We start from the raw sequence: 22,478 nt of genomic DNA on the forward strand, positions 1-22,478 counted from the left end.
GCCGTACGGATGCCTTCCCGCCGCCACCTCAGTCTTCTACCTTCCGGGCGTACCAGCGGATTCAGGAGGCTCAATTGGCTACGGACATTTCACGGCGACGTCTCTTCGCGCTCGGCGGTGGCGCATTCGGGGCCGCTGCCGCGGGCTCGCTGCTTCCGCCGTCGCTCCAGGCCGCGATGGCCGCGCAGCCACGGCCCACGCAGGGGTCCGGTGGTCTCGCCGACATCAGGCACGTGGTGATCCTCATGCAGGAGAACCGTTCCTTCGACCACTACTTCGGGATGCTGCGGGGCGTGCGCGGATTCGGCGACCGCAACGCGATCGAACTGCCGTCCGGCAGGCCGGTCTTCGAGCAGCCGGGGCCGCTGGGCACTCCGGTCCTGCCGTTCCCCGTGCGGGAGGCGGCGACCGCGCAGAAGAAGGACCTGCAGTACATCGGGGCGCTCGACCACTCCTGGAGCGGTGGCGGCAAGGCCTGGGCCGGGGGGTGGATGAACGGCTGGGTCTCCGCGAAGACCGCCGCCACGATGGCGTACTACGACCGTCGTGACATACCGCTGCACTACGAACTCGCCGACACCTTCACGGTCTGCGACGCCTACCACTCCTCCGTCCACACCTCGACCAGCCCCAACCGCAACCACCTGTGGAGCGGGAAGACCGGCTTCGAGGCGGACGGGAAGCGGGCGGTGGGCAACGACGCGTACGACGAGGGCACACATCCCGGGTACGACTGGGGCACGTACGCGGAGCGCCTGGAGAAGGCCGGGCACAGCTGGCGTACGTACACCGAGTGGGAGAACTTCACCGACAACCAGATCGAGTTCTTCAGCACCTTCAAGGCGCTGGCCCGCAGGGCGCTGGTCAGGACCGGCGGGCACACGTACATGGAGTCGTTCTACGCGGCCGTGCGGGAAGCGGGCGCGGGGCCGGAGCGGGAGCGGCTGCTCGGACTGCTGGAGGAGGGCGTCGCCCTACTGGCCCCTGCCGAGCGGAGCCTCTTCGAGCGCGGTCTGCGCCGGGTGGAGACGGGGACGCTGGCCGACGAGTTCGCCGCGGACGTCGCGGCCGGCACCCTGCCCGAGGTCTCCTACCTGGTGCCGTCCGCAGTGGACTCCGAGCATCCGAGCGTCTCGTCCCCGGCCCACAGTGCGACGATCGTCTACAAGGTTCTCGACGCCCTGGGCCGGCACCCGGATGTGTGGCGGCACACCGCCGTCATCGTCAACTACGACGAGAACGACGGCTTCTTCGACCACGTGCCACCGCCGGTCCCGCCCGCGGAGGACACCGAGGAGCGGTGGGAGGGCAAGCCCACCGGTCTCGGTGTGCGGGTGCCGCTCCTGGTGGTCTCGCCGTGGACGGTCGGCGGATACGTCTGTTCCGAGGTCTTCGACCACACGTCGGTGATCCGCCTGCTGGAGCGCTGGACGGGGGTGCGGGAGCCGAACATCGGTGACTGGCGGCGCACGGTCACCGGCGACCTCACCTCGGCCTTCGACTTCCGGCGGGCGCAGCGGCGGCCGGAGACGGCACCCCCGGGCGCCGTCCCGCCCTTCGGCGGGCGCTGGCAGCCGCGGCCGCCCCTCGACCAGCACATGCCCGTCCAGGAACCCGGTGTCCGTCCGGCCCGGCCGCTGCCGTACCAGCCCGACGCGCAGGCGGTGAAGGCGGACGGAGGGCTTCGGGTGACCCTCAGCAACACCGGACGTTCCTCTACGCACTTCGCGCTGTACCCGTACGGGGCGGAGCCCCGTGACCCGCAGCACCGCGACGTCAGGAAGAGGGCGCAGCTGACCGTGCCCCTGGACGGCGAGGCCTACCGGTTCACGGTCACCGGGCCCAACGGCTTCCGGAGGGAGTTCGAGGGAACCGCGGACAGCTCGGCGGAACTCGCCTCCCGGATCGACGCCGAAGAGCGCGACCTGCACCTCACCCTGCGCAACACCGGCCGCCGGACACTGACCTTCACCGTCCGGCCGCTGGCCTACGTCGACGAGGACGACCTGCGGGACTGGACCCGGACGATCCAGGTGAAGCCGGGGCGCAGCCGTACGGTCGTGCACTCGGCGGCCGACGCCCACGGCTGGTACGACCTCGACGTGACAGCCGCCGGGGAGGGCACCTTCCGGCGCCGGCTGATGGGCCACATCGAGAACGGGAGGGCGAGCGTCTCCGGCTGACGGGGGGTACGGGCGGGGCCGACGGAGGCGGCACGAGATGACGGAGGGGGACGGGCCTGGCGGACGTGCCGGCGGGGGTGTGGCGGACGGGGGAGGGACGTGCCGGCGGACTGGGGACAGCGCTGAGACGCCGACCGTCGGCAAGGCGAAATCAAGCCATGTGACCATCACCACGAAAGCGGTACATGGCCGGAAATGGCTGACAGAGTGAGCCCTTCAGGTCATGCGACTTTGTGGGATGTTCCTGTCAAATCCCCCCACGGTCCACGAACCCCAGGAGCACGTCCGTTGGCCGCCATCGCACGCTGGTGTCTCAGACACCGCCTCGCCGCCGTACTCATCTGGATGTTCGCCCTGGGGGGTGCGGCCACGGCGGCCGGGTTCGCGGGTTCCGCGTACTCCAACGACTACGAGGTGCCGGGCACCGAGTCGGGTCGCGCGGGCGAGCTCCTGCAGGCCGGCTTCGAGGACCTCGGCGGCGACACCGGCACCGTCGTCTGGCACACCCCCGGGTCCTCCGTCCGCGACGCCGACGTCGAGCGGACGATGACCAGGACCCTGCAGTCGATCGCCACCCTGCCCGGTGTCGGGGACGTCACCAGCCCCTACCCTCCGGCGGCTCAGGGACAGATCAGCGCGGACGGCCGCACCGCCTACGCGACGGTCACCTTCGACCACCGGGCCGGCGAGATCCCGCCGGAACGGGCGCGAGCCGTCGTCGACACCGCGAACGAGGCCGCGGGCGAAGGGCTGCAGGTCGAGCTCGGCGGCACCGCCGTAGCGCTGACCGAAGCGCCCACCCTCCATCTGAGCGAGGCCATCGGAGTGGTCGTCGCCGCGGTCGTCCTCTTCCTCGCCTTCGGCTCGCTCGCCGCGAGTCTGCTGCCCATCGCCACGGCCCTCGTCTCCGTCGGTACGGCGTACGCGGGCATCGTCCTGCTCGGGCACGTCATGACCGTCGCCGACTTCGCGCCGATGCTGGGCATGCTCATCGGTCTCGGCGTCGGCATCGACTACGCCCTCTTCATCGTCACCCGGCACCGGCGAGGACTGCGGCGCGGCCTGTCCGTGCACGACGCGGCGCAGAACGCCGTCGCGACGACGGGGCGCGCCGTCGTCTTCGCCGGGGCCACCGTCTGCGTCGCCCTGCTGGGCATGCTCGTCCTTCGGCTCGGCTTCCTCAACGGTGTCGCGATCGCCGCCTCCCTCACCGTGGTGCTGACCGTCGCCGCCTCCGTGACCCTGCTGCCCGCACTGCTCTCCTTCATCGGCATGCGTGCCCTGAGCCGGCGTGAACGCGGGCGGCTCGCCGAGTACGGGCCGCAGAGCGAACGGCCCACCGGCTTCGCCGCCCGCTGGTCGGCCTTCGTCGAGCGGCGCCCCCGGCTGCTGGGAGCGGTCGCCGCCGCCGTCATGGCGGTGCTCGCCGTGCCCACCTTCTCCCTGCACCTGGGGACGTCCGACCAGGGCAACAATCCCGCCACCGCCACCACCCGTCAGGCGTACGACCTCCTCGCCGACGGGTTCGGCGCCGGGGTCAACGGGCCGCTGACACTGGCCGCCCGTCTCGACGGAGCCGATGACCGGCTCGCCCTGGACGGACTGCCGGCAGTGCTGCGGGAGACCGACGGCGTCGCCTCGGTGAGCCCGGTGACCTACAACGGCAGCGGCGACACCGCGTTCCTCACCGTCGTTCCCGAGTACGCCCCACAGTCGCAGCGGACCAGCGAACTCGTCGACCGGCTGCGTCACGACGTCCTGCCGCCGACGACGGACGGCACCTCGCTCCGGATCCACGTGGGCGGGGTGACGGCCGGTTACGACGACTTCGCCGAGATCATCATCGGCAAGCTGCCGCTCTTCGTCGGGGTGGTCGTCGGCCTCGGCTGCCTGCTCCTGCTGCTGGCCTTCCGTTCCCTCGCCGTCCCCGCCAAGGCCGCCGTGATGAACGTGGCCGCCGTGGCCGCCTCCTTCGGTGTCGTCGTCGCGGTGTTCCAGTGGGGGTGGGGGAGCGAGCTGCTGGGGCTCGGGAGCGCGGGCCCCATCGAGCCCTTCCTTCCGGTGATCATGGTCTCGGTGCTCTTCGGGCTGTCGATGGACTACCAGGTCTTCCTCGTCGGCCGGATGTACGAGGAATGGCTGGAGACCGGGGACAACCGCCGGTCGGTGCGGGTGGGCCTCGCCGAGACGGGCCGGGTGATCAACTCGGCCGCAGTGATCATGATCTCGGTCTTTCTCGCCTTCGTCCTCAGCGGCGACCGCGTCATCGCGATGTTCGGCATCGCGCTGGCCGCAGCGGTCGCCCTCGACGCCTTCGTCCTGCGCACCCTGCTGGTGCCCGCACTGATGCACATGCTCGGGGGCGCGAACTGGTGGCTGCCCGCCCGGCTGGACCGCTTGCTCCCGCACATCAGTATCGAACCGCCGGACCGCACGGCGCCGCATGCGAAGATCCCGGGTGAGCGCACGGGCGACGCGGACCGGACCGCGGGCCGGCGCGTTCACTGAGACGTCACGAGGACCGAGGAGAATCGCTGTGTTCACGGTGTCACTGGGGGATGACGGGGCGGAGCTCCGTCCGCTCGAACCCTGGCAGGCGGAGGAATTCCTGGCCCACATGGACCGGGCGCGCGGGCTCGTCGACCCCTGGATCCCGTTCGCCGCGGCTGCCACCGACCTCATCTCCGCACGCGCGCTGCTCCAGCGGTACGCGGACAAGCAGGCGGCCGACACCGGCCGGCTCTACGGCATCTGGCTGGACGGCACGCTGGTCGGAGGGGTCCTGTTCCGGATATTCGAGGCGGGGACGGGGAAGTGCGAGATCGGCTGCTGGCTGGAGCCGGCCGGGCAGGGGCGGGGCCTCGTCAACCGTGCGTCGAAGGTGTTGATCGACTGGGCCTTCGACGTACGGGGGATGCACCGGGTGGAGTGGATCGCCTCCGCCGCCAACACCCGCAGCGTCGCCGCGGCCGAGCGGCTCGGGATGACGAGGGAGGGAGTGCTGCGGGAGGCCTACCTGCACCGCGGCAGGCGGCACGACGAGGAGATCTGGGCCGTCCTGGCCTCCGAATGGCGCAAGGGACGGAGCTGAGGCGCCCAGTGTTAAGGAGGTTCTCATACGGGACCCCTAGCGTGCGGCGCATGAACACCTCCCCCTCCACTCCGACCACTGACGACACCGAGGAGAAGAAGACGGCGGACGCGACCGCCGCCGCACCGGACCTGACCAAGAAGGCCGGCTCCACGGAAGACGCCGTTCCGGCCGACGCGGCACACGGCGTGCCCGCGTCGGACGTGACCGCCATGGACGTGGCCGCGACCGACGCGGCCGCGGAGGACGGCCTCGAGGTCGAGCTGGAGCCCGACCCCTACGACGAGGCCGAAGCCGCCGCGGCCGCCGGGGTCGGTACCGGAGCCGCGGCCGTCGTGGCCGCCGCACTCGGCATCGTCTCGCTCTCGGGCGCGTGGACCGGCCGCGTCGCCGCCGAGCGCGAGACCCTGATCGGCCAGATCAAGACCTCCGGCGGCGGCGGCAGCGCCGCCCAGCAGATCTCCGAGCTCTACGGCGACGCCTGGCACAGCACGGCCCTCGTCAACGGGCTCTTCGCGCTGCTCGCCCTGATCGTCGGCGTCTTCGTCCTGGTCCGGCCCGCCTTCGGTACCCCCTCCCTCCGTCCGATGGCCGGCTGGGTCCGCTCCGTCGCCACGGCCGGCATCGCGCTCGGCGTGCTCGGCCTGCTGATCTCCGTGGGCATGTACCTCGACCTCTTCGTCGCACTGCCGTCCGCCGCCGGCGGCTGAGGCCCCGGCGGCAGCCGCGTAAGGCATCCGAAGCCCGGGCCTAAGGCACCCCGCCCGCGCAGATGCGGCACTCGCCCGATGCGGCGGCACCCCCTTGCGGACGAGAGTGGGGACACGGCAGAAGCCGTGCCACCACTCTCGTTCCGCACCAGGGAGAAGACGATGTACGAGTACGAACTCCACCAGCTCACCGTCGCCGAGCTGATTCGCAGGGCCGATCAGCAGCGCACCGTCCGTCAGGCTGTGCTCGCCCGCCGCGCCGCCCGCCGTGCTGGACACCACGACACCGAAGGGCGGGTGGGGAGGAACCGGAGCTGGTTCGTCCGCGCCGCGTAGCGATGGACGGCCGGCGAAAATCGGTCGCGGGGGTGCCGTACGCGTATGCGATGCTCAGCGACGTGGAGACCAACACCGTCAGCCCCGTCTTCGTCGGCCGTGCCGGTGAACTCGCCGCGCTCACCGAGACGCTGGCTCGCGCCGCTGCCGGAGAACCACAGGCCCTGCTCCTCGGTGGCGAAGCGGGCGTGGGCAAGACCCGGCTGGTCGAGGAGTTCATCACGGCGGCCCGCCGACGCGGGGCCGTCGTGGCCGTCGGCGGGTGCGTGGAGATCGGGGCCGACGGCCTGCCCTACGCCCCGTTCGCCACGGCGCTCCGCGCCCTGCGCCGTGCGATGCCGGAGGAACTGACCGAGGCGCTGGCCGGGCAGGAGGGCGAGCTCGCCCGCCTGCTGCCCGAACTGGGCGAGGCCGACAGGGCGCCCAACGACGAGCACGGCACCGCACGGCTCTTCGAACTCGCCGCCCGGCTGCTGGAACGCCTCTCGGCCGCTCGCACGGTCGTCCTCGTCCTGGAGGACCTGCACTGGGCCGACGCCTCCACGCGTCACCTGCTCGCCTACCTCTTCCGCACGCTGCGCAGCGGGCGCCTCGTCGTCATCGGTACGTACCGCGCCGACGACGTCCACCGCCGCCACCCCCTGCGCCCGCTCCTTGCCGAGCTCGACCGGCTCCGCACCGTCCGCCGTATCGAGCTCGACCGCTTCAGCCGAGCCGAGGTCGGCCGGCAGCTCGCCGGAATCCTCGCGGCGGTACCCGACCCCGCGCTGGTCGACGACATCTTCGAGCGGTCCGACGGCAACGCCTTCTTCGTCGAGGAACTCGCCCGCAGCCTGGAGTGCTGCGGCGACAGCTCCGGGCTCTCCGACTCGCTGCGTGATCTCCTCCTCGTACGTGTCGAGGCGTTGCCCGAGGACGCCCAGCGGGTTGCCCGGATCATCGCCGAGGGGGGCTCCACGGTCGAACACCCGCTCCTCGCCGCCGTCGCGGGCCTCGCCGAGGACGACCTCGACGAAGCCCTGCGTGCGGCGGTCGGAGCCAACCTGCTGCTGCCCGCCCCGGACACCGAGGGATACCGCTTCCGGCACTCCCTCGTCCGCGAGGCCGTCAGCGACGACCTGCTTCCGGGCGAACGCACGCGCCTCAACCGCCGCTACGCCGAGGCGCTGGAGAACGACCCGTCACTCGTGCGCACCGACGAGCGCGCCGCACGGCTCGCCAGCTACTGGTACGCCGCGCACGACGCGGTCAAGGCGTTGCCCGCGGTGCTCCAGGCATCGGTGGAGGCCCGGCGCCGCTTCGCGTACAGCGAGCAACTCAGGCTGCTGGAGAGAGCGATGGAACTCTGGGACGACGTTCCCGACACGGTGCGCGCCACCCTGCGGCCGCTCGACCACGCCGAGGCCTACCCGGGGTGCGGCTGCGCACCGGACGCGGACCCGCTGCGCTACCTCGACCTGATGGCCGAGGCCACGGTGGCCGCCCGCTTCGGCGGAGACCGCGAACGGGCCCTGGCCATCGCGAAGAAGGCCCTGCGCATCCTGGACAAGGACAGGGATCCGCTGCGCGCGGCGTGGTACTGGGTGCAGCGTTCCCTGCTGATGCAGAGCCTCTCCCGCGGCGACGGCCGGCAGGAACTGGCCACCGCCGAGGACCTGGTGCGGGGCCTTCAGCCGTCCGCTGTCCACGCCGACGTCCTGGCGGCGGTCGCCAGCTGGGGTGCCCTGCACAGGCCCGGGCCCGAGACACTGGTAGCGGCCGACAGGGCCGTGGAGTACGCCCGGCTCGTCGGCGAGGAGTCCATCGAACTGCACGCCAGGCTCACGCGCGGCTGGCTCACGATCGACGCGGGCGAGGTGGAGGAAGGCGTCGCCGAGATGTACGCCGTCCGGGACCGGTCGGAGGAACTGCACCTGGTGGGCGTCATGAGCCGTGCCGCCATCAATCTGCCCTCCTCGCTCGAATCCACCGGCCGCTCCCTGGAAGCGGTGAAGGCAGCCGACCACGGCATCGAGATCTGCCACGGCCACGGGCTCCCCGAGTCGGAAGCCTGGGTACGCGCCAACCAGGCGCAGTCCTACTTCTCGCTCGGGCGGTGGGAGGAGAGCCGGGCGGCGGCGGACGCGGCGGCCCCACTGGCCCGGTCCCGTAAGGCGAACGGGCTCGTAGCCGCCCGCCGCACGGATCTGGCCCTGGCCCGCGGTGACTTCGAGGAGGCCGGGGAGCAACTGGCACTGAACCGCCGCCATCTCGGCCTCCACGACCCGCAGCCGCAGCACCTGATCTGTCCGGTCCGGCACGCCATGACCCTCGCGGCACAGCAAGGCCGGCTCCCCGAGGCGCGGGCCATGTTCGAGGCACAGTCCGACCTCGGGCTGCCGCCGGGAACCCAGCGGTACTCCTTGCCGCTGCTCCACGCCGCCGCCGCGATCGAGGCCGACGCACGGGGTCTGCCCGCCACGGATCCCGGACGGCCGGCGGTCCTCGACCGGATCCGGGGCCACCTCAAGCGGCTGCCGATGCTGGTGCCCGTCTGGGCCGCCTACGGCGTGCTGATCGAGGCGGATCTTGCCAGGGCGGAAGGCGCTGACACCCCGGACCACTGGTGCCGGGCCGCCACGGCCTTCGCTCCGCTCCGGCGCCCCTACGAGCTGGCCCAGATACGCCACCACTGGGCGGAAGCGATACTCACCGCCTCCGGCGACCGGACGCCGGCGGCGGGACTTCTGCGCGATGCCCACACGGTGGCGGCACGGCTCGGCGCGCGTCCGCTCGCGGAAAGCATCGAGCTGCTGGCAGGCCGGGCACGGATCCCGCTCGCCGGGCCGGGCGGCGCGTCCGAGGACGCAGCCGCTCGGCCCGCCGCGGAACCCGCCCCCGCGGTGGACGTGATCGTGTCGTTCGGGCTCACCTCGCGGGAACAGGAGGTGCACCGGCTGGTCGCGGCGGGATACACGAACCGCCGGATCGCGGAAGAGCTGTACATCTCGCCGAAGACCGCCAGCGTGCACGTGTCCAATATCCTGGCCAAGCTGAGCGTCTCCAGCCGTGGCGAGGCGGCCGCCCTGGCACACCGGTTCCGGCTGTACACGGCGGGGTGAGACCGGGGCCCGGGGCCCCGCTCTCAAGCGCCGGTCCGGTCCTGATCCGGCCGGTCCCGATCCGGTAGGTCCCGGCTGTCGCCGGGCGGAGTGCGATCCGCGCGGCCGTCGCCGCCCTGCCTCGTCCCACCGTCAGGCCGGCCGGCCTCGGGCGGTGGGCGGAGGAGCGTCACCTTGCCGGAGGTGAGGTCTATCGGGCCCCGAGCCGGGTCGCCGATGCCCAGGTCCACCCGGCTGAGCTCAAGCCGCTTCTGCTCCTCGGCCGTGTGCTTACGGCCCGGCGCGAACAGTTCCTCGAAGAAGCTGAACACCCGCTGTGCTCCCTCCGGCATCCCACCCGCCGGTGTCGGTACCGCCGGCCGGCCTGACGCGCCCCGGTCGCCGCTACCGCACCTTCAGGAGCAGGATGCGGTCGTCACCCGACTTCACGGTGCCACGGCCGTCCGTGTTGCTCGTGACCAGCCACAGCTTGTCGCCACCTGCGGCGAGCACCGTGCGCAGACGGCCGTACTTCCCCTCCAGGAACGCCTGGGGGTCGGCAAGTGGTTCCCCGTCCGCCTTGTCCGACAGGGGGATGCGCCAGAGTCGCTCGCCCCGCAGCCCCGCCATCCAGATCGATCCCTCGGCATACGCGATCCCGCTCGGCGAAGCCTCGGAGGTCTTCCACTGGGCCACCGGATCGACGAAGCCGGACTTCTTCTCCTTGCCCTCCGCCTCGGGCCAGCCGTAGTTTCTGCCCGGCTCGATCAGATTCAGCTCGTCCCAGGTGTTCTGGCCGAATTCCGCCGCCCAGAGCCGCTTCCCGCCGTCCCAGGCCAGGCCCTGTACATTGCGGTGCCCGTACGAATAGACCAGCGAGTCGGCCTCGGGATTGCCGTGCACCGGCTCGCCGTCAGGTGTCATCCGCAGGATCTTTCCCGAGGGGGACGAGGTGTCCTGGGACAGACCCGTGTCACCCGTCTCGCCCGTACCCACGTAGAGCATGCGGTCGGGCCCGAACGCGATCCGCCCCCCGTTGTGGACGGAGCCCTTCGGGATCCCCCGAAGGACGGTGTCCGGTGCGCCCAGCTGCTGGCCTGCGGGCTTCTTCTCGTCGTACAGAAGGCGGGCGACGCGGTTGTCGGACTCGGTGGTGAAGTACGCGTAGATCAGATGGTCCGCGCCGAAGGTCGGGGCGACGGCGAGGCCCAGCAGACCGCCCTCACCCGCCGGAGCGACCCCCGGCACCGAGCCCAGCAGTGTCTTCCTGCCGCTCTCCCCGTCGATCCTCGTGATCGTCGCTTCGTCACGTGAGGCGACCAGCAAGTCACCGCCGGGCAGCGCCGCGAGGCCCCACGGAGACGCGAGGCCGTCCGTGAGCGTCTTCACCACCTCGACGGAGCCCTTGGCCGGGGGCAGGTCCGCCGACGGGCTCGCCGAGGCCGGGGGCGCGGACGTGGCGCTCGCCGGGGGAGAGGAGGCATCCTCACCGGCCGCCGGGCCGTCATCGGACGAACAGGCGGACAGCAGGAGGGAAGCCGAGGCGAGCAGGGCCACGACCCCCTTGCGCAGCACGGGAGTTTGCACAGCACCGATCCTTTCGACGGTCGCACGACTACTGTTCTTACACCGACGCCCCGCCTCGGGTTCCCGATCTTCGCCAATTCTCCCGCCGCGGAGCCGGTCCCACGACGCGAGTGGCCGGTACCACGGCCCGCGGATCAGTCCCGCGACCCTGCCCGCAGGCCCCGGGACCCGAGGAGCAGTCCCGACCCGAGGATCAGTCCCACGACCCGCGGGCCCGCGGCAGCCCCGCGATCTCGGCCATATCCCGGTCCGTGAGCGCCAGTCCTCCCGCTCCCGCGTTCTCCACGGCCCACCGCTCCCGCTTGGCGCCGGGCACGGGCACCACATGGCGGCCCTGCCGCAGAACCCACGCGAGAGCGACCTGCGCCGGAGTGGCGCCGTGCCGCTCCGCGATCCTGCGCAGCCCCGCCACCACCGGCTGGTTGGCCGCCATCATCTCCGCGGTGAAACGGGGGTGCCTCGCCCGGGGGTCATCCGGCTCGAAACCCTGGCCGGGTTTGAGCGTGCCCGTCAGGTAACCGCTGCCCAGCGGCATCGCCGCCAGCACCCCCACCCCCCGGGCCGCGCACCACGGCAGCAGGTCCTCCAGTGCCTGGGGCGACCACACGGAGAGCTCCGCCTGGACCGCGCTGACGGGGAAGACCTGCTGCATCCGCTCCAACTGCCGGATGGTCCCGTCATGCATCCGGGCCCCGGGCCCGCGGCCGGCCCTGGCTCCCACCGCGCACAGTCCGAGTGCCCGCACCTTGCCCGCCGTCACCAGGTCCGCCATCGCGCCCCAGGTCTCCTCGACCGGCACCTCGGGATCCGCCCGGTGCAGCTGGTAGAGATCGATCACGTCGGTCTGCAGCCGTCGCAGCGAGGCGTCGCAGGCCCTGCGCACGTAACCGGGGCGCCCGTTGGCCACGATGTGCTGATCGCCCACCAGGAGGCCGCACTTGGTGGAGAGGAAGGCCTCGGACCGGCGGCCCTTGAGCGCCCGCCCGACGAGCAGCTCGTTGGTGAAGGGTCCGTACATGTCGGCCGTGTCGAGCAGTTGGACGCCCGCGTCCAGCGCGGCGTGCACGGTCCGCACCGAGCGGTCACCGCGCTGCTGCGACGTGCTGTACGCCCAGTTCATCGGCATACAGCCCAGCCCGACCGCACCCACGGCGAGCGCCGCCGCACCGATAGTCCTGCGCTCCAACTCCCCGAACCCTCCCTCGGTCCCGTGATCACGGGACCACCAGCACCCCAAAGTAACCTCTGCGCTCACGAGCCCTTCGCATAGCCTCCTGACCATGACTCCTACATCTGCTGCCGACGTGTGGCTGCCGTTCGACGCCGATGAGATCGACGGCCTCCCCGAGGGTCTCAACTACCGCTTCTGGGACGGCGGCCGGGACTACCCGGCGGACCCCTCCGACTGCGTGTTCTATGTAGTTCCGTACATGAAGGGCCCGGAGGTCGCGGTCCGCCCGCTCAAGGGGATGCACTCGGTCCAGGTCGTCCAGACCCTCTCGGCGGGCATCGACCACGTGGAGCCCGGGCTGGGTCTGCTGCCCGCCGGGGTGCGGCTGTGCAACGCCAAGGGTGTGCACGAGGCCTCGACGGCCGAACTCGCGCTCGCCCTGGTCCTCGCCTCGCTCCGAGGGTTCCCCGGCTTCGTGCAGGGCCAGGACAAGGAGGAGTGGCGGTCGGGCTTCTATCCGGCGCTCGCCGACAAGTCCGTTCTCGTGGTGGGCTACGGATCGATCGGCGCGGCCATCGAGGACAGGCTCGCGCCCTTCGAGTGCGCGCGGGTGGTGCGCGTCGCGCGCTCCGCACGGGCAACCGCGCGCGGCCCCGTACACGCGATCGAAGAGCTTCCCACGCTGCTCCCCGAGGCCGACATCGTCATCCTGTCCACTCCGCTGAACCCTTCCACGCAAGGGCTGGTGGGCCCCGCCTTCCTCGCCGCGATGCGGGACGGCGCACTGCTCGTCAACGTCGCACGGGGTGCCGTGGTCGACACGGAGGCTCTGCTGACCGAACTGGAGTCCGGGCGACTGCGCGCCGCGCTCGACGTGACCGACCCCGAACCACTGCCCGCCGGGCACCCTCTCTGGCATGCTCCCCACACACTGATCACCCCTCATGTGGGCGGCAGCACATCGGCGTTCCTTCCCAGGGCGAAGCGCCTGATGGCCGGACAGCTCGCCCGCTTCGCCGCGGGGGAGCCGGTCGACAACCTCGTACTCACCACCGGTTGAACACGCTCCGGAGCGGATCGGCCGCTCCGCGTCGCGACAACGCCCCACTTCGTCACGGAGAGTAGAGAGGCTATGTCCCTGAGTGACGGCTCTGGTGTATCGTCCACAAGAGGGCTGCGCCGTGGCAGGGGCGGCGCCGGGGAGGAAGCGGAACGCGAGGGGGCGACAGGCGATGTTCGGCCAGTGGAGAGATGATCCGACGCGTCAGGGCGGGCAGGAGCGGCCGGCGGCGGCGAGAGCGCCAGGATCTGCCCGTGGAGCTCTCCGGTGAGCGCCCTCGGGGCCCTGCTCTCCCGGCAGCCGGCCTCCGGACGGCCTGCGGGGCTGCGCTCCCAGCTCGTCCTCGCCGCCGTCTGCGCCGGATACGCGGTGGGTGCCGCCTTCGGCTGGGGGTCTCCCGGAGTCGCCCTGTTCATGGGTGACTTCGGCCTCAGTGTCGCCGCTCTGATCGCCGCGGTGTCGTGCTTCCTCTACGCCCGCTCCAGCGGCAGCCGGTTCCGGCCCGCCTGGCTGCTGTTCTCGGTCTCCTCGGCCATGGCCGCCGGGGGCAACGCCGTCTGGGGCTGGTACGAGGTGGTGCTGGGGCGCTCGGTTCCCACCCCCTCCCTCGCGGACGTCTTCTTCCTCTGCTTCGCGCCGCCCGCCATCGTCGGGTTGCTCGTCCTGGCCAAGCGGCCCGTCACGCGGGCGGGCTGGGTCTGCCTGGTGCTGGACGCGTGGCTGATCGGAGGATCCCTGCTGACGCTCTCGTGGAGCCTCGCTCTGGCCCACACCGCGCACGTCGCGGGGGAGAGCGTGGCACGGGCGGCACTCTCACTGGCCTACCCGCTGCTCGACATCGTGCTGGTCTCCATGGTCCTCGCGCTGCACTTCAGGCGGGTCAACGCGAACCGCTCCGCCGTGCACACGGCGATCGCCGGCCTCGCCCTGACCGTGCTGTGCGATGCCCTGTTCACGGCCCCGCTGCTCCGCTCGGCCTACCACTCGGGCCAACTGCTGGACGCCGGCTGGTTCGCCGGTTCACTGATCCTCGCGTACGCGCCCTGGGGTGCACGCCGCGCCCAGGACAACGCTGTCGAAGTCCACTGCCCGGAGCCCCGCGCCGCGAGCCGTCCGATCGCCGGGTCCCTCGCCGCGCTCACGCCCTACCTCGCCGCGGCGGTCTGCACCCTCGGCATCCTGTACAACGTGGTGGAGGGCCGCAGGGTCGACCGCGTCGTGGTCCTCACCGGCTGCACGGTCGTGCTCGCCCTGGTTCTCCGGCAGGCCATCGTGCTCCTCGAAAACATCGCGCTCACCCAGGAACTGGCCCAGAAGGAGAATCACTTCCGCTCCCTGGTGCAGGGGTCCAGCGACGTCATCATGATCGCCGAACCCAGCGGCGTGCTCCGTTACGTCAGTCCCGCGGCGGCAGGGGTCTACCGGCGTGAGGCCGAGGACCTCATGGGTGCGGAGCTGTCGTCGATCATCCATCCCGACGACCTCGGGGGAGTGGTCCACGAGCTGCGGCGGTTCCTCGCCGCGCCGCCCCGCGAGGAGCCCACCACCCGGATCGAGTGCCGCTTCAGATCGGGCACGGGCGACTGGCTCCATGTCGAGTCCACCGTCAACCGCCACCAGGGAGGCCTGCTCCTCAACAGCCGGGACGTGACCGAGCGGGTCAGGCTGCAGGCCCAGCTGCAGCACAACGCCGAACACGATCCGCTCACCGACCTGCCCAACCGTGCCCTTTTCACCACCAGGGTCGGTCAGGCACTCGGCGGGCGCCGGGCCGGGGACCCGGGTACCGCCGTGCTCTTCATCGACCTCGACGGTTTCAAGGCGGTCAACGACTCCATCGGCCACCAGGCGGGCGACGAGCTCCTGATCCAGGCAGGACGCCGCCTCCAGGAGTCCGTGCGCACCTCGGACACCGCGGCACGCCTCGGAGGCGACGAGTTCGCCGCGCTCATCGTCGGTGACGGCACCCGTGACCAGGCCGCCAGGGAGTACCAGGTCCACGAGATCGCGGACCGGCTGCGCCTCAGGCTCTCCCAGCCGTACCGGATCGGCACCGGCGAGGTCCGGGTGGCGGCGTCCATCGGGGTCGCCTTCGCCGAGCCCTCCATCACGCCCAAGGACCTCATGCGCAACGCCGACCTCGCCATGTACCGGGCGAAGGCGGGCGGCAAGGACCGGGTGGAGCTGTACGCCCCCCAGATGCAGGCCGACGTCGTGCGCCGCTCGGAGCTGGCGGCACGACTCCGCACGGCCCTGCGCGACGGTGAGTTCGCCCTGCTCCACCAGCCCGTCGTCCACCTGGCCAGCGGCACGGTCGCCGCTGTCGCCGCCCAGGCCCGCTGGCGCTCCGCCCAGGGCATCCTTTTCACCCCCGCCGAGTTCCTCCGGGTCTCCGAGGAGAGCGAGCGCGCCGCCGAGCTCGGCACCTGGATGCTGGAGGAGGCCGTCGAGCAGGCCGCCGACCGGTACAGGGCCGGACACCCGGTCTCCGTATCCGTCCGGGTGTCCGCCGCCCGGCTCCTGGACCGTGCCATGCCTCCCGGGTCCGTCGAGGCGCTCCTGACCCGGCACGGGCTGCCCTCCGGCGCCCTGATGATCGAGGTGGCCGACAGCGACCCGCGCGTCTCCTTCGACGAGCTGGAGCAGCGACTGGTCGCACTGCGCCGTCTCGGCGTGCGGATCGCTCTCGACGGCTTCGGCAGCGGGTACGCCGCGGTCAACGCCCTGCGCCGGCTCCCCATCGACGTACTCAAGCTGGACCGGTGCCTGGTGGAGGGGGTCGTGGAGTCGGCGAGGCTGCACAAGATCACCAGTGGGCTGCTGCGCATCGCGGGGGATCTGGGGATGCAGTCCGTGGCCGACGGCGTGGACGTGCCCGAGCAGGTGCGTGCGCTGCGCGCCATGGGGTGCACGCACGGCCAGGGAATGGCCTTCGCCGGGCCCCTGGACGAGTACCGGCTGCGGCACACCCTGGTCCGGGGGAAGTACCCCGTCCCGGGTGCCGGCCCGGCCGCTCAGCCGGTGCTCGCGGGCAGTGCGTTCCCGATGCAGGGGCGCTCACATGATGAGACTCCCGTCCCACCCACTTGACACCGCACGTGTGCCGGAGAGAGGGTCAATGCCATGCGCACCCGAATTCTCGTACTTGGAAAGCGCGTCGGCTGAAGCAGGGTCACTCATGGACACCTTGCAGACCGCACCGGCGCGCTCCCCTCGCTTGCCTCACGGCACGAGGGGTTTTTTGTTGCACCGGGACCTCTCAAAACCCCGCAAAAACACCGCATAAACCCTCAGCTTCGAGAAGAGAATGCCGATGACCGAGCAGGCCACCGGGGCCCAGCACCCGCAGCCGCGGGCCCGTAACGGCGGACCGTCCTCCGCCTCCGTTGAGCACCTCACGGGCGCGCAGTCCCTCATCCGCTCTCTCGAGGAAGTCGGCGCCGACACCGTATTCGGACTCCCCGGCGGCTGCATCCTGCCGGCCTACGACCCGCTGATGGACTCCACCCGGGTCCGCCACATCCTGGTCCGCCACGAGCAGGGTGCCGGTCACGCGGCCACCGGCTACGCGCAGGCCACCGGCAAGGTCGGGGTCTGCATGGTCACCTCGGGGCCCGGTGCCACCAATCTGGTCACCCCGATCGCCGACGCGGCCATGGACTCCGTGCCGCTGGTCGCGATCACCGGCCAGGTGGCCTCCGCGGCCATCGGTACGGACGCCTTCCAGGAAGCCGACATCTGCGGCATCACCATGCCGATCACGAAGCACAACTTCCTGGTCACCCGCGCCGAGGACATCGCGCACACGGTCGCCGAGGCGTTCCACATCGCCTCCACCGGCCGGCCGGGACCCGTCCTCGTCGACATCGCCAAGGACGCGCTGCAGTCGAAGACGACCTTCAGCTGGCCGCCGACGATGGACCTGCCCGGCTACCGCCCGGTCACCAAGCCGCACGCCAAGCAGATCCGCGAGGCCGCCAAGCTCATCACGCAGGCCAAGCGTCCCGTGCTCTACGTCGGCGGCGGCGTCATGAAGGCCGGCGCCACCGCCGAGCTGAAGGTCCTGGCAGAGCTCACCGGAGCGCCCGTCACCACCACCCTGATGGCGCTCGGCTCCTTCCCCGACAGCCACCCGCTGCACGTGGGAATGCCCGGCATGCACGGTTCGGTCACCGCCGTCACCGCGCTGCAGAAGGCCGACCTGATCGTCGCGCTCGGGGCCAGGTTCGACGACCGCGTCACCGGCAAGCTGGACAGCTTCGCGCCGTACGCCAAGATCGTCCACGCGGACATCGACCCGGCCGAGATCGGCAAGAACCGCGCCGCCGACGTCCCGATCGTCGGTGACGCCCGCGAGGTCATCGCCGACCTCGTCCAGGCGGTCCAGGCGGAACACACCGAGGGCAACACCGGTGACTACGGCGCCTGGTGGAAGGACCTCAACCGCTGGCGCGAGACCTACCCGGTCGGCTACGACCTGCCGGAGGACGGCAGCCTCTCGCCGCAGCAGGTCATCCAGCGCATCGGCGAACTCGCCCCCGAGGGAACGATCTTCGCTGCGGGCGTCGGCCAGCACCAGATGTGGGCCTCGCACTTCATCCAGTACGAACAGCCCGCCACCTGGCTCAACTCCGGCGGTGCCGGAACCATGGGGTACGCCGTCCCGGCCGCCATGGGCGCCAAGGCGGGCATGCCCGACCGTGCCGTCTGGGCGATCGACGGCGACGGCTGCTTCCAGATGACCAACCAGGAACTCACCACCTGCGCGCTCAACAACATCCCGATCAAGGTCGCGATCATCAACAACGGCGCCCTCGGGATGGTCCGCCAGTGGCAGACCCTGTTCTACAACCAGCGGTACTCCAACACCGTGCTGCACTCCGGCGCGGACACGGACGGCAACGCCGCCAAGGGCACCCGCGTGCCGGACTTCGTCAAGCTGTCCGAGGCGATGGGCTGCTACGCGATCCGCTGCGAGGACCCGGCCGACCTGGACAAGGTCATCGCCGAGGCCAACGCGATCAACGACCGCCCGGTCGTCATCGACTTCATCGTCCACGAGGACGCCATGGTGTGGCCGATGGTCGCCGCCGGCACCTCGAACGACGAGGTCATGGCGGCGCGCGGTGTCCGCCCCGACTTCGGCGACAACGAAGACGACTGAGAGACAGAGAGAGACCGACTCCAATGTCCAGTAAGCACACGCTCTCCGTCCTGGTCGAGAACAAGCCGGGTGTCCTCGCCCGGATCACGGCCCTGTTCTCCCGGCGCGGCTTCAACATCGACTCGCTCGCGGTCGGTACCACCGAACATCCCGACATCTCACGCATCACCATTGTCGTGAACGTCGAGGGCCTGCCCCTGGAGCAGGTGACCAAGCAGCTCAACAAGCTGGTCAACGTCCTGAAGATCGTCGAACTCGAGCCCACCGCAGCGATCCAGCGGGAGCTCGTCCTGGTGAAGGTCCGCGCCGACAACGAGACCCGGTCCCAGATCGTCGAGATCGTCCAGCTGTTCCGAGCCAAGACCGTGGACGTCTCCCCGGAGGCCGTCACGATCGAGGCGACAGGGGGCGCAGAAAAGCTGGAGGCCATGCTCAAGATGCTGGAGCAGTTCGGCATCAAGGAGCTCGTCCAGTCCGGCACCATCGCCATAGGGCGCGGCGCGCGCTCGATCACCGACCGTTCCCTGCGCGCACTCGACCGTACGGCGTAACCCCTTCCGGCCATCTCGCCGCTCGTATGGCGAGACCCGGCAACGTACCCCACGCACCCCGCCGTACGGTGGGACGCAACACCTGCACACCAAGGAGAAGACCCAGTGGCCGAGCTGTTCTACGACGACGATGCCGACCTGTCCATCATCCAGGGCCGTAAGGTCGCGGTCCTTGGTTACGGCAGCCAGGGGCACGCCCACGCGCTGTCGCTGCGTGACTCGGGTGTCGACGTCCGCGTCGGTCTGCACGAGGGTTCGAAGTCCAAGGCCAAGGCCGAGGAGCAGGGCCTGCGCGTGGTGACCCCGTCCGAGGCCGCCGCCGAGGCCGACGTCATCATGATCCTCGTCCCGGACCCGATCCAGGCCAAGGTCTACGAGGAGTCCGTCAAGGACAACCTCAAGGACGGCGACGCGCTGTTCTTCGGCCACGGCCTGAACATCCGCTTCGACTTCATCAAGCCGCCGGCCAACGTCGACGTCTGCATGGTCGCCCCGAAGGGCCCGGGTCACCTGGTCCGCCGCCAGTACGAGGAGGGCCGCGGCGTCCCGTGCATCGTGGCCGTCGAGCAGGACGCGACGGGCAAGGGCCTCGAGCTCGCCCTCTCCTACGCCAAGGGGATCGGCGGCACGCGCGCCGGCGTCATCAAGACGACCTTCACCGAGGAGACCGAGACCGACCTGTTCGGTGAGCAGGCCGTCCTCTGCGGTGGTACCGCCGCCCTGGTGAAGGCCGGTTTCGAGACGCTGACCGAGGCCGGTTACCAGCCGGAGATCGCGTACTTCGAGTGCCTCCACGAGCTGAAGCTCATCGTGGACCTCATGTACGAGGGCGGCCTGGAGAAGATGCGCTGGTCCATCTCGGAGACCGCCGAGTGGGGCGACTACGTCACCGGCCCGCGCATCATCACGGACGACACCAAGGCCGAGATGAAGAAGGTCCTCGCCGAGATCCAGGACGGCACCTTCGCCAAGAACTGGATGGCCGAGTACCACAACGGTCTGCCCAAGTACAACGAGTACAAGAAGGCCGACAGCGAGTCCCTGCTGGAGACCACCGGCGCGGAGCTGCGCAAGCTGATGAGCTGGGTCGACAACGAGGAAGCCTGAGTTCTCACCGGGGGGCAGGTCCGCACGGACCTGCCCCCCGGCGCAAGGCCGGCCTCACACCCCGTGTCACTGCGGGGAGAGGCGGGTGGCAGGAGGGCGGCACCGTACGTCTGTACAGACCGTCCACCCCGTGCGGGTGATCCTTCCACCAGGGCGCATTGCGTGCCCGGCCGCATGACTACACTCTCAACAACACATACACGCGTCAGGGCCCACAGTGTCGTGCGTCTTCCACGCGGCTAGCCCCTCCACCGCCTGCGGCCGTCGGGACGGCCGTCCGCACTGGACTTGTGAGGACACACGTGAGCTCGAAACCTGTCGTACTCATCGCCGAAGAGCTGTCGCCCGCCACGGTTGACGCCCTGGGTCCGGACTTCGAGATCCGGCACTGCAACGGCGCGGACCGCGCTGCACTCCTCCCCGCGATCGCCGACGTGGACGCGATCCTGGTGCGCTCCGCCACCAAGGTCGACGCCGAGGCCATCGCCGCGGCCAAGCAGCTCAAGGTCGTCGCCCGTGCCGGCGTCGGTCTGGACAACGTCGACGTCTCCTCGGCCACCAAGGCCGGCGTGATGGTCGTCAACGCGCCGACGTCCAACATCGTCACCGCCGCCGAGCTGGCCTGCGGTCTGCTCGTCGCCACCGCGCGCAACATCCCCCAGGCCAACACCGCCCTGAAGAACGGCGAGTGGAAGCGCTCCAAGTACACGGGTGTCGAGCTCAGCGAGAAGGTCCTCGGCGTCGTCGGCCTCGGCCGTATCGGTGTGCTGGTCGCGCAGCGCATGTCGGCCTTCGGCATGAAGATCGTCGCGTACGACCCCTACGTACAGCCCGCGCGCGCCGCCCAGATGGGCGTCAAGCTCCTCACGCTGGACGAGCTGCTCGAGGTCTCCGACTTCATCACGGTGCACCTCCCCAAGACCCCCGAGACGCTCGGCCTGATCGGCGACGACGCGCTGCACAAGGTGAAGCCCTCGGTGCGCATCGTCAACGCCGCGCGCGGCGGCATCGTCGACGAGGACGCGCTGGCCTCCGCCCTCAAGGAGGGCCGGGTCGCCGGTGCCGGTCTGGACGTCTACACCAAGGAGCCCTGCACGGACTCCCCGCTGTTCCAGTTCGACCAGGTCGTCTGCACCCCGCACCTCGGTGCCTCCACCGACGAGGCGCAGGAGAAGGCGGGCATCGCGGTCGCCAAGTCCGTCCGCCTCGCCCTCGCCGGTGAGCTCGTCCCCGACGCGGTCAACGTCCAGGGCGGCGTCATCGCCGAGGACGTGCGCCCCGGGCTGCCGCTCGCCGAGAAGCTCGGCCGCATCTTCACCGCGCTCGCGGGCGAGGTCGCGGCCCGTCTCGACGTCGAGGTCTACGGCGAGATCACCCAGCACGACGTGAAGGTGCTCGAACTCTCCGCGCTCAAGGGCGTCTTCGAGGACGTCGTCGACGAGACCGTCAGCTACGTCAACGCCCCGCTCTTCGCGCAGGAGCGCGGTGTCGAGGTCCGCCTCACCACCAGCTCCGAGTCGCCGGACCACCGCAACGTGGTGACCGTCCGAGGCACGCTGTCGAGCGGCGAGGAGGTCGCGGTCTCCGGCACCCTGGCCGGTCCCAAGCACCTCCAGAAGATCGTCGCGATCGGCGAGCACGACGTCGACCTGGCGCTCGCCGACCACATGGTCGTCCTGCGGTACGAGGACCGCCCCGGCGTCGTGGGCGCGGTCGGCAAGATCCTCGGGGAGGCCGGTCTGAACATCGCCGGCATGCAGGTCTCGCGGAAGGACGCCGGCGGCGAGGCGCTGGTCGTCCTCACCGTCGACGACACCATCCCGCAGTCGGTCCTCACCGAGATCGCCGAGGAGATCGGCGCCGCCTCGGCACGTTCGGTCAACCTCACGGACTGATCACCCCTCCGTACGACGACCGCGCCCGGCGGACAGATTCCGATCTGTCCGCCGGGCGCGGTCGTACGTGCTTCCCGGGGCACCGCACCCAGGGGCCTCAGCCGTCGACGTGCCCGGTGAAGAGCAGGACGAGGAACGCCGTCCAGCCGAGTGTGCTGATCAGGGCCGGGAAGGCTGCGGCAGCCACGCATCCGGCCACGGCGAGTTCCTTACGGCGGCGCCTGCGGGCCGGCGTCCGGGCGAGGAACCAGCTCGGCAGGATCAGCGCGTACGCGAGCACCAGGCCGCCGGTCAGCAGGAACGGCCGCTCGGCGAACGCGTTCTCCGCCCCTGAGGCCACGATCGCCGGCAGCGGTGCCGACAGGGTGCCCGCCAGAGGGGCGACCCACCACCGCGGGTCGGCCTCCGCGCGCGCGGAGACGAGGGCGGGGGGCCGGATGTCGTTGCTCATGGCTCCAGTTGACCGTCCGGGGCACCGCTGTCCCCTCCGCCGTCGTACTCAGCCGCTGCCCGTGGCGTACTCAACCGCGGGCGGTGCGCCCG

General features: G+C 70.9%; 16 protein-coding genes. 12 read left to right on the forward strand and 4 right to left on the reverse strand.

What is annotated here, in order from left to right:
• The first annotated feature begins 74 nt into the window (after positions 1-74).
• From OO67_RS08840 to OO67_RS08860, 6 genes are all read left to right on the forward strand, one after another.
• A complete protein-coding gene (locus OO67_RS08840) occupies positions 75-2,183 on the forward strand; it encodes a phosphocholine-specific phospholipase C (RefSeq protein WP_033298534.1) in 2,109 nt (702 codons plus the stop codon).
• A gap of 288 nt (positions 2,184-2,471) precedes the next feature.
• Positions 2,472-4,691: an MMPL family transporter gene (locus OO67_RS08845; protein ID WP_033298535.1), complete on the forward strand. Its 2,220-nt coding sequence runs from the start codon at positions 2,472-2,474 to the stop codon at positions 4,689-4,691.
• A gap of 28 nt (positions 4,692-4,719) precedes the next feature.
• Positions 4,720-5,274 (forward strand): GNAT family N-acetyltransferase, encoded by a 555-nt coding sequence (locus OO67_RS08850; RefSeq protein WP_033298536.1) that lies wholly within the window; start codon positions 4,720-4,722, stop codon positions 5,272-5,274.
• A gap of 50 nt (positions 5,275-5,324) precedes the next feature.
• Positions 5,325-5,984: a hypothetical protein gene (locus OO67_RS08855; protein ID WP_033298537.1), complete on the forward strand. Its 660-nt coding sequence runs from the start codon at positions 5,325-5,327 to the stop codon at positions 5,982-5,984.
• 126 nt (positions 5,985-6,110) lie between these two features.
• Complete coding sequence (locus OO67_RS38535) at positions 6,111-6,320, forward strand: hypothetical protein (protein ID WP_157841657.1); 210 nt, start codon at positions 6,111-6,113, stop codon at positions 6,318-6,320.
• 2 nt (positions 6,321-6,322) lie between these two features.
• Positions 6,323-9,421, forward strand: a complete 3,099-nt coding sequence (locus tag OO67_RS08860; protein ID WP_051709213.1) for a helix-turn-helix transcriptional regulator — start codon at positions 6,323-6,325, stop codon at positions 9,419-9,421.
• Positions 9,422-9,444: 23 nt separating this feature from the next.
• Here OO67_RS08860 and OO67_RS08865 read toward each other — a convergent pair whose 3' ends face one another.
• From OO67_RS08865 to OO67_RS08875, 3 genes are all read right to left on the reverse strand, one after another.
• Positions 9,445-9,732, reverse strand: coding sequence for a DUF6191 domain-containing protein (locus OO67_RS08865; protein WP_033298538.1), 288 nt, complete (start codon positions 9,730-9,732; stop codon positions 9,445-9,447).
• Between the two features lie 73 nt (positions 9,733-9,805).
• Positions 9,806-10,987 (reverse strand): PQQ-dependent sugar dehydrogenase, encoded by a 1,182-nt coding sequence (locus OO67_RS08870; protein ID WP_033298539.1) that lies wholly within the window; start codon positions 10,985-10,987, stop codon positions 9,806-9,808.
• Between the two features lie 193 nt (positions 10,988-11,180).
• A complete protein-coding gene (locus OO67_RS08875) occupies positions 11,181-12,137 on the reverse strand; it encodes an aldo/keto reductase (RefSeq protein WP_208860991.1) in 957 nt (318 codons plus the stop codon).
• A gap of 130 nt (positions 12,138-12,267) precedes the next feature.
• Between OO67_RS08875 and OO67_RS08880 the strand changes: the two genes are divergently transcribed.
• The 6 genes from OO67_RS08880 (at position 12,268) to serA (ending at position 21,935) form a co-directional block, all read left to right on the forward strand.
• Positions 12,268-13,218 (forward strand): 2-hydroxyacid dehydrogenase, encoded by a 951-nt coding sequence (locus tag OO67_RS08880; RefSeq protein WP_033298541.1) that lies wholly within the window; start codon positions 12,268-12,270, stop codon positions 13,216-13,218.
• A 267-nt stretch (positions 13,219-13,485) separates the two neighbouring features.
• Positions 13,486-16,308 carry a putative bifunctional diguanylate cyclase/phosphodiesterase gene (locus OO67_RS08885; RefSeq protein WP_033298542.1) on the forward strand — a complete coding sequence of 941 codons (2,823 nt, stop codon included), beginning with the start codon at positions 13,486-13,488 and terminating at the stop codon, positions 16,306-16,308.
• A gap of 217 nt (positions 16,309-16,525) precedes the next feature.
• The gene (locus OO67_RS08890) at positions 16,526-18,382 is read left to right on the forward strand and encodes an acetolactate synthase large subunit (RefSeq protein ID WP_033298544.1); all 1,857 of its coding nucleotides are present in this window, start codon (positions 16,526-16,528) and stop codon (positions 18,380-18,382) included.
• Between the two features lie 23 nt (positions 18,383-18,405).
• Positions 18,406-18,933 (forward strand): acetolactate synthase small subunit, encoded by a 528-nt coding sequence (gene ilvN, locus OO67_RS08895; protein ID WP_033298545.1) that lies wholly within the window; start codon positions 18,406-18,408, stop codon positions 18,931-18,933.
• A 105-nt stretch (positions 18,934-19,038) separates the two neighbouring features.
• Positions 19,039-20,040, forward strand: coding sequence for a ketol-acid reductoisomerase (gene ilvC / locus OO67_RS08900; protein WP_033298547.1), 1,002 nt, complete (start codon positions 19,039-19,041; stop codon positions 20,038-20,040).
• A 302-nt stretch (positions 20,041-20,342) separates the two neighbouring features.
• Entirely contained in the window at positions 20,343-21,935 is a 1,593-nt protein-coding gene (gene serA, locus OO67_RS08905) for a phosphoglycerate dehydrogenase (RefSeq protein WP_033298548.1), read from the forward strand.
• 97 nt (positions 21,936-22,032) lie between these two features.
• Here the strand turns inward: serA and OO67_RS08910 are convergent, their stop codons facing one another.
• Positions 22,033-22,386 carry a hypothetical protein gene (locus OO67_RS08910; RefSeq protein ID WP_033298549.1) on the reverse strand — a complete coding sequence of 118 codons (354 nt, stop codon included), beginning with the start codon at positions 22,384-22,386 and terminating at the stop codon, positions 22,033-22,035.
• Between the last annotated feature and the right edge of the window lie 92 nt (positions 22,387-22,478).

It is taken from the genome of Streptomyces atroolivaceus (assembly GCF_000717025.1).
GTDB classification, from domain to species: Bacteria; Actinomycetota; Actinomycetes; order Streptomycetales; family Streptomycetaceae; genus Streptomyces; species Streptomyces atroolivaceus.

Coding starts and splice junctions, on each gene's coding strand:
- OO67_RS08890 (WP_033298544.1), top strand. CDS start 16,526: ATGCCGATGACCGAGCAGGCCACCGGGGCCCAGCACCCGCAGCCGCGG.
- ilvN (WP_033298545.1), top strand. CDS start 18,406: ATGTCCAGTAAGCACACGCTCTCCGTCCTGGTCGAGAACAAGCCGGGT.
- OO67_RS08860 (WP_051709213.1), top strand. CDS start 6,323: ATGGACGGCCGGCGAAAATCGGTCGCGGGGGTGCCGTACGCGTATGCG.
- OO67_RS08880 (WP_033298541.1), top strand. CDS start 12,268: ATGACTCCTACATCTGCTGCCGACGTGTGGCTGCCGTTCGACGCCGAT.
- OO67_RS08855 (WP_033298537.1), top strand. CDS start 5,325: ATGAACACCTCCCCCTCCACTCCGACCACTGACGACACCGAGGAGAAG.
- OO67_RS08910 (WP_033298549.1), bottom strand. CDS start 22,386: ATGAGCAACGACATCCGGCCCCCCGCCCTCGTCTCCGCGCGCGCGGAG.